Raw genomic sequence first — 15,015 nt, forward strand, 5'->3', positions numbered from 1 at the left:
CTTTCGAGGAAGATCAGATGGATATTGATGCGTTGCGAGTACCCACTTTGCACGAGGTGGTGACACAGCACGCTGCGCGCAATCCGAACGGAAATGCGATTCGGTTCGAAGGCGCAGTGCTTAGCTACGCAGCACTGGATCGCCTCGCCAATCGCTTGGCCAACACCCTGCGGCGGGAAGGGTTGGGCCTGAACGACCGACTTGTCTTCATCGGTCGAAATAGCGACGCGTTGCCCGTCATCGCGCTGGCCGCAAATAAGATCGGCGCCGTTCCCGTGCCGCTCAACTGGCGACTGGCAAAGGCGGAAGTCGTGGCCTTGATCAAGGACGCGGAAGCACGGATCATTTTCGTCGAACCGGAGTTCGAGGAGATGGTGGCGGACTTGGTGGCGCCGGCCCAAGGTTCCATGCGTATCGTGTCTGCGCGGTCGCTATTCGCCGCCGATAACAAGCTCGACCACCATGACACGCTGGCCGACCCGGTCACCGATCCGCTGGGGATCGCGGTACAGATCTACACCTCGGGCACGACCGGCATGCCAAAGGGCGTGATGCTGACCCATAGAGGTCTCCTGGGAATCAATGCTCTGCGCGCCGATCATCTGCCGTGGGATACCTGGAGCGAGAATGACGTGACCCTGGTTTCGGCACCGATTGGTCATGTCGGGGCCTATGGCATGCTCGTGCGCGCGCTGTTTTTTGGCGGCGCGGCTATAATTCAGGAGATTTTCGACGCGGATCAGGTGTTGGATGCCATAGAGCGGCACGGGGTGAGCAAGATTGCGCTGGTTCCCACGGCTATCAAAATTCTTGTCGAACATCCGCGGGCCGACAAGGTCGATTATCGGCGGATAGACACAATCATCTATGGCGCATCGCCGATCACGCAAAGTCTTTTGCGACAGGCAATCGACGTTTTCCAATGCCGGTTTGCCCAAAGCTATGGGATGAGCGAGACAAGCGGCCCTGTGGTGGCTCTTTCGCCCGAAGATCACGAGCCTCCGGAAAACCCTAGACTGATATCGGCAGGGCGTGCCTTGCCTGGTACGATTGTCCGGATTCTCGACGCAAGTGGGAACGAAGTGGCTTTAGGCGATGTGGGCGAGATATGTGTCCGGTCTATCGCCAATATGGCTGGTTACTGGAAAAACGCCGAAGCGACCGCGGCTGCCTTTGCCGAGAACGGCTTTTTACGGACCGGGGACGCGGGCTACATGGACGCCGATGGCTATGTTTACGTCTCTTCGCGCGTCAAGGACATGATCATTTCCGGAGCGGAAAATATCTATCCGATTGAAGTCGAAAACGCCATTGCAAGCCATCCCGATGTTGGTGAGGTCGCTGTGATAGGCGTTCCCGACGACTATTGGGGGAGGCGGTGAAAGCCATCGTCAGCCCAAAAGCAGGTCGTCACATCGAACCGGCGTCTATCATACAATGGACCCGCGATCGTATCGCCGGTTACAAGGCGCCGAAGTCTGTCGATGTTGTACAAAGCCTCCCGTGTAACGCCACAGGAAAGATCAACAAGCAGGAGCTCAGGAAGAATTACTGGCCATCGGCTGGGCGAGACATCAATTAGAGTTGAAGAGAATCGGTATCCAGAAGCTGGCTAGGTGTGTTGGGAATACCGGCGCGGCATATAGTCTTCTCTTGCCCATGATTGAAAGGACGGCTGCTGCAGTACTGGGTCGGAGTTTGCGCCGCGTAGCGCGGCATGATCCGAAAGGCATTGCACGGTACCGCATCCAGGGATGGGGAGATGTCGAGCGTCTAATCAGGTCCGACAAAAGCGATATGGACTTCGAGCCTCGTGCCGTCTGAAGCGAGACATAATCAGTTCGGATTTCCGCACGTATCGGTCAAAGTTCACGCAGGATCCGCCGGAGTTCAGCGATTGCGGTCCGGGCCAGTTATCGCAGAGGCGCGTCGCAGGTGAAAGGTATGCGGCTTTGCAGGATCGACCCGCATTGTAACCCGACCCCCTCGATGGCCACAGCTGCATAGTTTTCTGTTTGGCTGCTTGAAGGGCGGGCGCCGAGTACGCCATGTTTCAGGATAGGAGACGACAGTGTTTATCTGCCGTCCCGCATCGCTACTTTCGTTCTCTGAAGTTATCGCTGCTGGTCGGCAGCCTGATTAGAATTTCTGGCTGACCCCGAGCTTCACGGTTGCGCCAAGCGGGGACGCGGTAAACGGGTCGTAATTCTGGTCGAGTCTTGCAAACGGCGGATTTCTGTTAAAGACATTCTGACCGGTGATGGCCACGGTCGTTCCGCTGGGCAGATTTACGCGATACGTGACATCAATGGTTGGGAACGCCGCCAGATTTTTACCGCCGGTCACCGACGATCCGGCGAGATTCGCCGTGTTGGGCCCGAATATTGCAGCGCCGCGCTGATCCGTGTATTTTCCGATATAATTCAGCTGTAGGCGAAGTGCGTGAATCCCGCCCTCATATTGTAAAAACGCCTGACCCTTAAGCTTGGGTAGAGGGTAGGCCGTAGTCTGATAGTTGAGAAGCCCCGCGGCATCGAAGGCGGGCTGAACCACGATTCCTTCAACGGTCTGGTCCGCAATCTTGTACTCGAACGTATAAGAGCCGTTCGCACCGATCGTGGCATTACCTCCACCGACAGGAGTCTTGAACTGGGCTTGGAAATCGACCCCGGACGTCCGCACGTCTGCCGAATTGATAAGGAATGTGCGCAGGCGTTGAACATTGGCTACACCGCAGCCAGCAGCGCTGAACGTAAAGCGGGCCAGAAGGTTGGCGAAAGCCGGATTGCTACAGTTTGCGGTTCCAGACGCGCCGAACACGGCATTGACTATGCCTTGTACCGGTTCAGACTCGAGCGGCCCCTTGAAATCGTATCGCCAGTAATCGATGCTGGCGGTTAATCCGCCGGCGTCGACGATCACACCGCCGTTATATGTGGTCGCATTTTCCGGTTTGAGTTCAGGGTTGCCGACGACGTCGACCGCACGGAACGTCCCGTTGATGCCTTGAAGGGTCGTCAGTGTTCCCACCAGTGACTGGGAGGGCGGTGATCGGAAAGTCGTTCCTGCACCGCCGCGAAGCGAAAGCCAGTCGTTTATTTTGATTTTGATACGCGCCTGTGGATCCAGGGTGGAACCGATAACACCACGATAATCTTCGTAGCGTGCCGAAAGCTGAACGTTGATGAATGACGTGATCGGGAGCTGCAGTTCCACGAATCCCGCATAGACATCGCTTTGGCTGGCGCGATCGAAGTCCGATCCGATAAAACCGAGACCTCCGGTTTGTATCTGGCAGGTGGCAGCAGGATTCAAAATCCTCCCCGGACATGGGTATACGCCGAGGCTGCGTGTCGCACTGTATGCGATGCTGTAGGTGTTCTTGCGGTACTGCCCACCGACGGCAAAGCCGGTGTCGCCACCAGGCAGTTGCAGCCCGGATTTACCACTGATCACAGCATCGACGACGTAGAGCGCTGTGCGACTATGGGCCCGCGTAGGCCGATAGAAGTTCGCGATGGTCGCGCTATCATTGATCAGTCCAGCGCCCGGTGTGAGGTCGTAACCGGCAGGATTTCTAATGCCTGCGTAGTTGGCATTCGACACCCCGGTGATCGTGTTCCCTGGAATACCCGTCGAAAACGGATTGAAGAATGTGCAGCCGTTCTTACCAGCAAGCGCTGTGATCTGAGCCGGCGTTAGCACGGCACGCGATGCGGTGGTGGCATAGGCACAATTTGGTCCGCCAAAACCCGCCAAGGCATTCTGGAGTAAGTCGACAAAGTTGTCGTTGCCGTCGACCCATCGATCGTACTGCGAATATGTCCCGCCCAGATCCATGCTGATATGGGGGGCAAGGTCGTACGTCAGGCCGGCGGTCAACCGTACTGACTCGGACTCCCGTCCGGCCCGGGCGGACCCTCGGTCGTTGTCCGTCGCGAATAACGGATTTCCGCCGACGAGAAACGGGCGGAATAATACCGGAAGCGAAGTGGCAGGCGAAACAGGTAGGCCCGACGCATCGATGTTGCAGCCAGCCGATGCTCCATAGGTCGTGCAATAGTCGCGAAGCGCGGGAGAATAGGTCGGAATCACGTACATCCCCGAGCCCCCGCCCTGCGCGTTCGCGGAGGGCGCCTGGGTGGGCAAAACGCTGGGGGTGGTCGAATAGAGCGCTCGACTCCAACCGTAGAGCGCCGACAGGTTAAGCTTCAGGCTGTCTGTCAGGTCGAACTTCGCATCGAGATAAGCTTGGTACCTATTTTCCGGATTCACCAGATTTGTGTATAAACCATACTGTGTAGAGCAGCGATCCGTCGTCGAGCCGGTCAAACTGCGAAACCCGCCAAGCGACGTGCATCCGAGATCGGCGCGGTAGGCGGATCCGCCGGTTGGTCCGTTGAAATCGAAATTACCGGGGCTACCCCCTCCGGTATATCCGCCCTGTGGATTGTCGGCGTAAGGCCGTGTAGTGTAGTCGCGATCGATACTCTCTAGCGTAGAGCGGTGTTGATAGCCGAATGCCGCCAGGAACGTAAAACCGTCGCCACTGTGACCGAAGCTTATTGCGCCATCATAGTCGCCTGCGGACCCCCGGATATGTCGATAGGATCCAGACGCAAGAAAGCCTTCTTGCTCGCGCGTGATAAAATTGACCACGCCCCCGATGGCGTCCGAACCGTACGTCGCCGCAGCGCCGTCCTTCAGAATCTCGATCCGGCCGATCGCACCCGACGGCAGTAAGTTTACGTCGACGGCTGGTATGTTCAATCCAGCATTCACCAGACGCTTTCCGTTCAGCAAAACGAGCGTTCGTGCGGGCCCCAAACCGCGAAGATTGATATTTGCGACACCCTCCGCACCGTTGGCGCGTGAGTCTCCTTGATTGGATTCGCCGACGACTCCGCTCGATACGGAAAGATTCTTTATGAGGTCGAGGGCGGACGGCGATCCCTGGTTCTGCAATTCGCGTGCGCCGATCACATCCACTGGCACTGCGGAATCCTCTCTGGACCCGCGAATCAACGAACCGGTTACGATAATGTTTTCCGTACCGGAGTCAGCCGTATCGGGCAGTGGCTCCGGATCGACAGGTAGCTGGCCGGCGATCTGGCTATCAGCGTTCACGGCCGGCTGTGAATTCTGTGATCCCGGCCCGGGGGTGCCGATTTGCGCCGATGCGGACGAATGCCAACCGATAACCCATACAGCCGCACTTGTGCATAACAGTGTCCGCACCATCATCATCCATCCCCTATCGCCATACTCTGCTGCAACTCGAGCGACTTGCCGCGTCTTATTAGATCGCCAGGCAATAGTGTGCCTGCTTACCTGTTTTGTCAATTCGGCGTATCTTTTGGCGAGCGAGCGTTCGCTCCAGCGTCCGTCTAGACATCATACCGACTTGGGACCCGGAGCAGTGCTCCGGTCGAAAAATAGGGCTCGCATAGACATTTGGCACGCAAGTGCGTGAGGACGGTGCGGCAGGTCGATGCGCCGGCGCACGCCGATACCAACTCAAGGGGGGCTGCCATGGAGAGCAGACTATGGCGCACCAATTAGTGCTGTGGAGGTGGGGCTGGCGCGGTCGACCGATGCGCCGCCATCGGGTTGTCTACGATCCCGATCACGTCCCAAAAGTTGCCACCGCGCCGGACGGTTTGGGCCCGAATAGTTTCGGCTTCACGCCCGAGGCTGTCTAGCTGTTCGCATCTAAGCCTCGTCAGGAAGCGTCTCAACGCCCTTGACAACTAGTAACCCTGCGTATCATACACGGCTCGATCGGTAACAGCCGGTGGAACGGGGAGAGAGATGGTGCAGAGTGCACGTTCGTTGTATCTGACAGGTATAGCATCGCTGGTTTGGGCGATGCCGGCTTTGGCGCAAACCCAGACCTCCGCCGATCCCGCAGAGCCCGCGGCCGGGCAAATCGCCGGATCCCCCACCGTACAGGCTGATGCGCCCGCAGCAGCCGAGACATCAGACAGCAACCTCAGCGAGATCGTCGTAACCGCGCAAAAAAGGTCTGAAAGGCTACAGCGCGTACCTATCGCGGTTACCGCGATCAGCAGCACGGTGCTGACCCAGGCGGGGCTCGGCCTGTCAGAGGATCTGCCAAGACTGACGCCGGGTTTGACGGTCAACCGGAACGCGAATTTCGTAGGCCTGTTTCTGCGAGGCGTGGGCACGCAATTTGCGAATCCTGGCCTCGAATCCAGTGTCGCTACCTATCAGGACGACACGTATATGCCCCGCACCGCGACGGCGGCGTTCGCGTTCAACGACATCGAGCGGATCGAGGTTCTGAAGGGCCCGCAGGGGACATTGTACGGCCGTAATGCGGCTGCCGGTGCTGTGCGCATCATCACCAACGATCCGAAAATGGGCTTGTGGGAGGGGAATGCCTCCGTTCAATATGGCCGGTACAATCGGACCGGTGCGGATGCGGTCATCAATGCGCCGATCGGCGATTCCGTCGCCTTGCGCATCTCCGCAATGTACGATGCCAATGACGGATACGTCACGAGCATCAATCCGACGACGCCAAGGTTGCAAAGTCGCAACGTATGGCACGTCAACGGGAAATTGCTCTGGAACGCTACCGACAATCTATCGATCAAATTGTCCGGAGATATTGGTCGCAAATTCGATCATGAAGGCCAAGCCTTCATCAGCATCGATTCCACATGCCCCGGACTGATTGCAGCATGCCTGGGGGGCAGAGGTGGCAACGGGACGCTGGTTTCCGGGCAGGACGGGCCAGCGCGGGGCGATTTCCCTGGTTCGAAGTTCGACACGCGTGATGCCGGCGCAGCGTTGCGGGCCGATCTGACGACCGGGATCGGTACGGTGTCGTCGATCACCACCTATCGCTATTATAAATTCACCGGCCTGGCGGATCTGGATACTGCCAATATTCCTTTTCAGCATGCACTTACCGACGGCGAAAACACCAAATCCTATTCGCAGGAATTCCAGCTCGTCTCGGACAACACGAAAAAGCTGAAATACGTATTCGGGTTGTTTTACTACAAAGAGAAATCAGGAAGCAATTTCAGCGTCTCCGGTATCGCGATCAACCAGCAACTGGGTGGACCGTTTACGGCGGTCAACGGAAACGTTCGTACTCAGCCCCGACTGAACGCCCTGAGCGACTTCGATATCGAATCCTATGCGCCTTATGGAGAGGCCACCTACGATTTCCTCGATTGGTTGGGGCTGACGGTGGGCCTTCGTTATACCAGCGAACGCAAGACCCAGAACTCTCAGGACCTGCGGATCATCATTCCGCAGGCCGGAGTAAACGTTTCGGCATTCGGCACGCCCTTCGGACCGCGCGAAGCGAAGTTCGACAAGCTCACGCCGAGAGTTAGCATCAACGTAAAGCCCTCGCGCGATCTGCTTTTCTACGCCAGCTTCAGCCGCGGATTCAAATCCGGCGGTATCAATTCGCCCGATTTCGCCCGTTCGCCAATCATATTGCCCGAAGTGCTCGACAGCTACGAGCTGGGCGCGAAAACGGAATTCGGCAACGTCCGTCTGAACGGATCCGCTTTCTATTATGATTACAGCAATTTGCAGGTGACTATAACAAGTGCGCAATGTGGTGGTTCATGCGTTTTCAACGCGGCGAATGCGACGATCAAGGGGGTGGAAGCCGATACGGAATGGGCACCGACCAGCGCGCTGAATCTCGGTGCCGGATTCAGCTACCTCGACACCAAGTTCAAGAACTTCGCGGCTGGCCAGTCATTCGTACCTGCCTCGGGCACGGCAGCGTGCACGGCAGCGACCGCGACGCCGAATCCCGCGGATGACGGGGCATGCCTGGGCTATTCGCTTATCACCAAGGACCAGAGCGGCAGGCCGTTGCCCCAGGCGCCCAAGCTGACGACCTATGTGCGCGGCAGTTACACGGCCGAGTTGCCGAACGGTGCCAAGTTGCGCTTCAACGCATTGTGGAACCATACGGGCAGGTACTTCTATGGTCCTGATGCGACCTTCGGCATCGAGCCGTCGAAAGACCTGGTATCCGGGGCGATCACTTTTATCACCGCTGACGATTTCTCGCTCAGCGTCTTCGGCGACAATCTTCTGGACGACAAGTACAACACCCAGTTTGCACGGCAACAGACCGGCGGCTGGACCGTCCCGGGCATGCCGCGCACCTGGGGCGTGAAGCTCGCAAAGAAGTTCTAAAAGGGGGGAAGGGGTGCGGTCGCGAGAGTGACTGCACCCCCTTTTTTGAAAGCCCGGTCGTCGCGGGGATCAGCCGTTTACGCGTGTCGACATTCGCCACGCGAACGAGAGGTCGGGACGATCTTGTCGTCCACTGCCCGGAACTTGCCATATTCGGGCGTGTTATCGAGCACTAAAATCGGCGCGCGAGCCGGCGTCCTCACGGCGGCGGTGGAACTCGGCTACAACCGCCGAATACGCCTGCCCATGACAGAAAAAGTCTTCTTTGGGGACGTCACCGGGTCGGCGTTTATCATACTGCTATCGGCGTAGCGCATGACGATGAAGAAGTCGGTCAGAGGGCTGGCGAGCGGCAATCGGTCATGATGTCTCCGCCCGTTCAGTTCGCGCCGAGGCGAACCGGCGCAGAGTGTCGCCGATGCCGTCCGTTCGCCACGCGTTCAGAAAGTTGTTGAGGATCTGCAACTGCGCGCGCGCCAGAAAGTGATCGCGGATGATCGGATCCCTGCGGTCCGCCGCCTGCGCATATTCGGGGCAATGCTGGGCGATGACCGTTGGCGCATCGATAATCCAGGCCAGCCCAAGAAGCGCGGTGGACAATTGCACCAGATCGTCGAGCCGCGCGACATCGATCGCCGGACCGCCGGTCGATCGATAGGTATCGACCAGCAGGTGCAGGAGTTCAGCCCGGTGAAGATTGACGAAGTCGATCTCGGCCGAACAGACCATCCCGAAAAAGGCTTGGGCCAAGTTCATCTGGCCGACGCTGCCCCAGTCGAGCAATCCTGCCTTGAGACCATCCCCATCCTGCCGGAACCAGGCATTATCGATGTTCATGTTCCAGTGGCAGAGCGCGACGTAGTCCCGGTCGCGCGCGAGTTCGTCCCGGATTGCGTCTTCCAGCCCTATCGCGATTTCGGCCTCCTGGGCGAGGCGGTCGAGGAATGCGGGATCGCCGAGCCCGTCCTGCAGCAGGGTCGGGTTGCGTCGCGCGAATTCGCGCAGCGCCGCGATCTTGCCCGGCAAAGCATCGCGGCCGAACGGGATGCGGCTGCCATGATCCTCGGTCGGTACATAGGGAAAGTTCTTCTCCAGATCGCCTAGCGCGCCCGCTTTGTGCCGCCCCGCGAGCGTGCCCATCGCGCGCGCCAGTTCCCGGTAATATGGCAGCGGATCGTCGAGTTCGTAATCAAGGCATTTGTCGAGCGCGGACTCGATATCGCCTTCGCCAAACGCGATACGCTCAGTGATCAGCAATCCGGCGGGGATCGCCGCATCATAATCCGCGAAATAGCATTTCGCGACGTCGATCGGAAAATTCTCGCGTCGCGACAGCAGCGCGAAATGCACTTCGGGTGCCATGATGGGCGTGAAGAGTTCGCGTAGGGGATCGCCGAAATCGCGTGGGAACTTCACGAACAGGTGCTGGTGAAGGCTTGCGTCGCTGCGCGTATATTCCACGTCGAGAAGCAGTTTCCGGCCCATGCCGCCACCAAAGAATTCGGTCGCGGCATTTATGGCGGCGACCGCATTGTCGTGCGCCAGTGCTCCGCTTGCGTGGAACGCGGTGGTCAGGAAAGCTGGTCCCCCGTCCAGCAAGGCGGCAATCGACGTCGGGAAATCAACGCCGAGTTCGCGCCCTGTGGCGAGCCTTGGTGGCTCGCTCTCGATGGAATCATCCATCGGTGATGTCGATCGATCGCCCTCCGGCCGCCGCCGAGGCTTCAATCGCCGCGATCATGCGGTGACGTGCGACCGCCGCATCGAAGGAAGGCGCGAGACGCGATCCGGTCGCGATGTCGTTCGCAAGCTGGCGGTAGCTGCGATAGACATTGCCGATAACGGCGGGCAGATCTGCATCGCCGCTATACTTTGCCGGAACCGAAAGCGGTGCGAGTGCTTCTCCCGATCGTGCGCCGCTGATCTGCAGGTCGGCGAGCTGTGCATGCCCCACGGGTCCACTGATCTGCAGGTCTCCGGCGGTGCCGTTGATCTCGAGCAGAAAACCCGTCCCGGCGGGCATCCCACCGCGATAATGGACCGACAGCAAGGCGCCGCCCTTCAGCACGCCGTGCAGCATGATCTGGTCCGGTGCCGTCAGTGGCACGGTGCGGTTCTCGCCCAGCACGAGCTGCTCGGTACGGCGATTGCCCAGTCGTGCGCTGACCTGGACCAGATCGCCAAGGATCTGCGCAACGCCGTCCAACGTGTGGCCGAGCGGGATCGTCAGCATCGTCGCGCCGTTCGTCACGTCGGCGTTATAGGCGTCCGCCGGTGGGACGACCGGACCCCAGACGCCGCCATTGCCGATCAGCGTGGCGGATAGCACCTCCCCGACATAACCGTCGGCGATCAGATCGCGGGCATAGGCCAGTTCGGGCGCGAACCGCGCCTGCATGCCGCATGTTGCGACGACACCGGCTGCTCTCGCCGCGTCCGCCATCTCGATCGCTTCGTCCAATCCGTTGCCGAGCGGCCATTCGCAATAGACGTGTTTCCCGGCGGCCAGTGCCGTGCGGACCAAGGCGAGATGGGCCGGCACCTTGACGGTGACCGCAACCAGATCGACCGCGTCGCACGCGCACAGATCCTCAACCGAGGCGAAATGTCGCGGAATGTCGTAATGCTCGGCGGCCGCGCGCGCGCTTTCGATGCGGGTCGTGGAGACCGCTTCGATGCGATACTGATCGGGCAACAGTCGCAGGGCCGGGACATGTGCGATGGCGCCCCAGCTACGATCCGGTTGAATTCCAATGATGCCGACGCCGATTGCCTTGGCCATACGCTCTCCGTTCTACACTGTTGAAGCGCACATCGCGCTGATGTAGTATGCTGGCTAACTTAATGCAAAAGGTTGGAGTGGATGGCAAGGATATTGGTCGTCGGCGGCGCCGGCGGGGTCGGTTCGGCCGTCGTAAGACAGCGCATCGCCGCTGGTGATGCGGTTTCTGCGACGGTGTTGAACGATGCCGAGGCTTCGAAAGTAGCAGCGGTGCACGGCACCTCTGTCGCAACGCATCGCCTAGATCTGTCGCATCCTGATTCGGTGGTGGCCGGGCTTCAGCCGGCGTTGGCGTCGGGGATCGACGCCATCGTGGTGTGCGTGGCCGTCTCACCGTACGGCCCGTCGGAAACGACGCCGCTCGATGTTTACCGCCGAACGATGGACATCAACCTGCTGTCGGCGGCAGCAATCTACCAGGCGGCGATGCCGGCTTTGCGCGCTAGTCAGGGGCGGCTTGTCTACATCACGTCGATGGCAGGCAAGGCGGCTATGCCGTTCATCGGCCCTTACGCCGCATCCAAGTTCGCGCTGGAGGGGCTTGGCGACGTGATGCGCCGGGAGGCTGCGCCGCAGGGCGTGAAGATCAGCATGATCGAGCCGGGCGGTATCAAGACGCCGATGATGGAAGAGCAACTCGCTTCGATCGATAGTCGGATCGCCGGTTTGTCGGCGGAGGAATCGGAGCGCTACGGCGCGCTGTACCGCCAGTTCAAGATGTTGTCGGCCGAGGCTTATGTGCAAGGCGCGTCGAGCGCGGATGAGGTAGCGGAATCGGTGGGTGCCGCGCTCGACGATGCGCAGCCGAAAGCGCGGTATATCGTCGGTGCGGGCGCGGAGCAGTTGATCGGCATGGCGCGGACGCTGAGCGATGCGGAACTGGATGGTGCCTTTGCCCAGATGTACGCCGCGGTAGACGCATGATCCTATGCCAAGACGCCCGGCGTCGCTGATGGGTCGGGCGAGCGCGAGACGATGGATCGGGAGCAACCGGTGCCGCAGATAATGCTCCCGATACCATCGATCGCGGTCGGCCGGTCTGCGGTCGTCGATGTTGACGGGACCCAGATACTGTTATGCCGGACCGCCGCCGGACTACATGCCACGCGGGGCACATGCCCGCACCAGAACAAGTCGCTGGAGGGCGCGCGGGTACGCGGCGTACTGGTGATGTGCCCGTGGCATGGGGCCATGTTCGATCTGGATACCGGGACGTCGCGGTCACCGCAACTCACGGATCGACCGTTAAGAATCTATCGGTGCGTCGAGCAGGACGGCGAGGTGATGATCGACCTCGACTGAGCGGCTATCGCCGCGCCGCTTCTATCATAGTACGTACGATGGCCGGCACGCGGGCGAGCGATGCGTCCGACAGTCCGTAGCGGGGAAGTGGGATGCCAAACAGCCGCCGCCGCCCAGAGTCGGTGCGGAACAGGTATGTCACGGTCTGGATAAGGCTGCCGATCTGGCTGCCGAAATGGATCAGCCCGTCCTGACCGACAAAGCGTCCGCCACGCGCCTCGCCGAGACGCCGAACCTCGGCCGTATTCTTTTCCCAAAGGCGGCGGCAGACGGCGATCACGCCGAATGCGCGTCCGTCCAAAATCGCTGCGGCGTCAGATTCCATGAAAGACCGCACCGGCACCGCCGGCATTCCGCCCCATGTGTTGCTAAAGAGAAAAACGAGATCATAATCTCCGGTGATCGCCTCCGGTGGATCGTAGCGCATGGCGAAGGTCTTGCCTTGCTGCGCCGCATCCGCCCAGAATTTCGCGGCAGCGATATCGAAGGGGCGGTGCGGGGCCTCGCCCGGTTCCGCGAAATCGATCGCACAGAGTGTCGGCGTCACCCCAAGGGAGCGGCAAGCGCTCACCGCCGCCTCTGCCGCGCGCTTCGCTTCACCGGTGAAGCTGTAATAGAGCAAAAGACAATTCATGGTTGCAACACCTGCATCATGGTTGGGCGGAGTACGAACAGGGAGGAGCAAAATCTCCGGCTGTCGTTTCTCTGCGCGCGTGTCCAGCACCGACCGAAACCGCGCGGACTGTGAGCCGCTGCATAGGGGCGATCGTCACTTTCGGATCGGATGCAGGCGATGTGTCAATTTCCAATCCACCCAATCCTGTCAGCAGCGCCCAACAATAAACGTGCGCTTGCGTACTAGATACAGGTTCATTATGTCAATGTCGCAACGTTGGAATCGTGCGGTAAGCGCATGGGAACCGGTGAGCTGCAAACGCCTCGAAGCGTAGCCTTGCGAAGGAGAGAGAGTGTGAAGATCGACGTTACCGCGATTCAGAAGGGTGCCGTCACATCGGTCAGCCCGCTCTACTCGGACCTGCTGAAAACGGATACGCGTGTGCCGCACCCCGCGTTCGCCGCCACCGGCGAGTTCATCGTCGACGGCGGCCCCGTGCCGCGCAGCCGCTACATCGATCGCGCGTTCGCCAAACTCGAGATGGATCACCTTTGGATGAAGACCTGGCAGGTCGTCGGACGCGAGGAGGATATTCCCGAGATCGGCGATCGCTTCGTCTACAACGTCGGCAACAAATCGTTCATCATCGTTCGAACGGCTGAAAACAGCGTCAAAGCGCTGTACAACAGCTGCCTGCATCGCGGCACCCGCCTATGTGCCGGCGAGGGCGCAGGCCCGGTCATCCGCTGTCCGTTTCACGGTTGGACGTGGAACGCCGATGGCAGCATCAAGGAGTTGCCGGGCCGCTGGGACTTCCCGGAGGTGACGGACGAGAAATTCCGTCTGCCAGAGGCGCAATGCGCGGTCTGGGGAGGCAACATCTTCATCAATCCCGATCTCAACGCGGGCCCACTGGAGCCGGCACTCGGCATCCTGGTCGATCACTTCAAGGATTACGAGTTCGCCGACCGATGGACCGCGGTCCATGTGCGCAAGAAGGTGCGCGGCAATTGGAAGCTTGCGGCCGAAGCATTCCTGGAAGGCTGGCATCTGAGCGAAACGCACAGCCAGGCGCAGTCTTTCAACGGCGACAGCAACTCGCAATACGACATCTGGGAGGATGACGACGCCCAAATCAGCCGTTCGATCACACCATCGGGCGTGCCGAGCCCGGAACTGGGCGAGGATGCGTCCGTACGTCAGGCGGTGATCGACCTTATCCACGCGGTCACGCCTCCGGGCATGGAACTGCCCAACTTCGAGCAGGTGGAAACGATCGACCGCGCTTATGGCGCAGAGCATCGTCGCCGCGTGTTGAACGCGATGACGGGGCGAGACAGCTCCGACGCGTCCGACGCCTGGATGCTCGATGCTGCGCAATATTACATGTTTCCCAACTTCTTCCCGTGGCTGGGGGAGGGCGCGCCGCTCTGGTATCAGTTCATGCCTTATGGCGATGATCCGGCCGAATGCATCTTCGAAGTGCGATTCCTTCTGCCGATGCCAGCGAACGGAGAAAGGCCGCCCAAGTCTCCGGTCGTCGAAATTGACTTCGACGAGACGTTCCGCAGCCAGAATGCGGGCTTCGGCCTGTTCGACGAGGTATTCGACCAGGATATGTCGAACGTGCCCCTGATCCAGAAGGGTTGCGAAACCGGATCGCCCGACAGCAAGTACGTATATTTCGGCACCTATCAGGAGTGCCGCTTGAAGGCACTTCATGCCCGTTTGGCAAAGATGGTCGGCGTTTGACATAAGGATACGCTGGCGCTGCATGATCCGGCCAATCGTGCAGCGCCACTGTTGCCTGTGCCGGCGGCGACTGCGCCACGACCCATCTATTCTCGCGATCGTCATTCGTTCTGCACGAAGGCGCTGAGGGATTGGCTGCGTTGAGCGTTCACGAATCGCCGCGCATGCTGCCCCGCCATCAATCGAGCGCCGAAGCCGACTATCCCGGCGCGGCATCTTGTCTTCCACGTAAGCACGGTATTGGCCGTCTCACCGAAAGCTTGCGCTGGACAACGCTACAGACGGCCTTGCAAATATAGTACGTAGGCGTATCATATCGGTGTCATTGAAAGCACCCGGATTGCCGGGGCAGGCGGAGAGCGAG

General features: G+C 59.8%; 8 protein-coding genes and 1 pseudogene. 5 read left to right on the plus strand and 4 right to left on the minus strand.

Going from position 1 to position 15,015, the window contains the following annotated elements; genetic code table 11:
* The first annotated feature begins 17 nt into the window (after window positions 1-17).
* Window positions 18-1,582, plus strand: a pseudogene (locus H5J25_RS02305) (long-chain-fatty-acid--CoA ligase).
* 557 nt (window positions 1,583-2,139) lie between these two features.
* Here H5J25_RS02305 and H5J25_RS02315 read toward each other — a convergent pair.
* Entirely contained in the window at window positions 2,140-5,127 is a 2,988-nt protein-coding gene (locus H5J25_RS02315) for a TonB-dependent receptor domain-containing protein (RefSeq protein ID WP_202094359.1), read from the minus strand.
* 750 nt (window positions 5,128-5,877) lie between these two features.
* Here H5J25_RS02315 and H5J25_RS02320 point away from each other — a divergent pair.
* Window positions 5,878-8,199, plus strand: a complete 2,322-nt coding sequence (locus H5J25_RS02320; RefSeq protein ID WP_202094361.1) for a TonB-dependent receptor — start codon at window positions 5,878-5,880, stop codon at window positions 8,197-8,199.
* Between the two features lie 360 nt (window positions 8,200-8,559).
* Here H5J25_RS02320 and H5J25_RS02325 read toward each other — a convergent pair whose 3' ends face one another.
* Window positions 8,560-9,882, minus strand: coding sequence for a hypothetical protein (locus H5J25_RS02325; protein ID WP_202094363.1), 1,323 nt, complete (start codon window positions 9,880-9,882; stop codon window positions 8,560-8,562).
* Entirely contained in the window at window positions 9,875-10,981 is a 1,107-nt protein-coding gene (locus H5J25_RS02330) for a Gfo/Idh/MocA family protein (RefSeq protein WP_202094365.1), read from the minus strand. The genes H5J25_RS02325 and H5J25_RS02330 overlap by 8 nt, the downstream gene beginning before the upstream one ends.
* Before the next feature lie 81 nt (window positions 10,982-11,062).
* Between H5J25_RS02330 and H5J25_RS02335 the strand changes: the two genes are divergently transcribed.
* The gene (locus H5J25_RS02335) at window positions 11,063-11,905 is read left to right on the plus strand and encodes an SDR family NAD(P)-dependent oxidoreductase (RefSeq protein ID WP_202094372.1); all 843 of its coding nucleotides are present in this window, start codon (window positions 11,063-11,065) and stop codon (window positions 11,903-11,905) included.
* An 81-nt stretch (window positions 11,906-11,986) separates the two neighbouring features.
* Window positions 11,987-12,283 (plus strand): Rieske (2Fe-2S) protein, encoded by a 297-nt coding sequence (locus H5J25_RS02340; RefSeq protein ID WP_202094379.1) that lies wholly within the window; start codon window positions 11,987-11,989, stop codon window positions 12,281-12,283.
* A 4-nt stretch (window positions 12,284-12,287) separates the two neighbouring features.
* Here H5J25_RS02340 and H5J25_RS02345 read toward each other — a convergent pair whose 3' ends face one another.
* A complete protein-coding gene (locus tag H5J25_RS02345) occupies window positions 12,288-13,007 on the minus strand; it encodes a hypothetical protein (RefSeq protein ID WP_225883292.1) in 720 nt (239 codons plus the stop codon).
* Window positions 13,008-13,253: 246 nt separating this feature from the next.
* Between H5J25_RS02345 and H5J25_RS02350 the strand changes: the two genes are divergently transcribed.
* A complete protein-coding gene (locus H5J25_RS02350) occupies window positions 13,254-14,651 on the plus strand; it encodes an aromatic ring-hydroxylating oxygenase subunit alpha (RefSeq protein WP_202094384.1) in 1,398 nt (465 codons plus the stop codon).
* Window positions 14,652-15,015: the final 364 nt, after the last annotated feature.

It is taken from the genome of Sphingomonas aliaeris, from assembly GCF_016743815.1.
In the GTDB taxonomy this organism is placed as follows: Bacteria; Pseudomonadota; Alphaproteobacteria; order Sphingomonadales; family Sphingomonadaceae; genus Sphingomonas; species Sphingomonas aliaeris.

Coding starts and splice junctions, on each gene's coding strand:
- H5J25_RS02335 (WP_202094372.1), top strand. CDS start 11,063: ATGGCAAGGATATTGGTCGTCGGCGGCGCCGGCGGGGTCGGTTCGGCC.
- H5J25_RS02325 (WP_202094363.1), bottom strand. CDS start 9,882: ATGGATGATTCCATCGAGAGCGAGCCACCAAGGCTCGCCACAGGGCGC.
- H5J25_RS02330 (WP_202094365.1), bottom strand. CDS start 10,981: ATGGCCAAGGCAATCGGCGTCGGCATCATTGGAATTCAACCGGATCGT.
- H5J25_RS02340 (WP_202094379.1), top strand. CDS start 11,987: ATGCTCCCGATACCATCGATCGCGGTCGGCCGGTCTGCGGTCGTCGAT.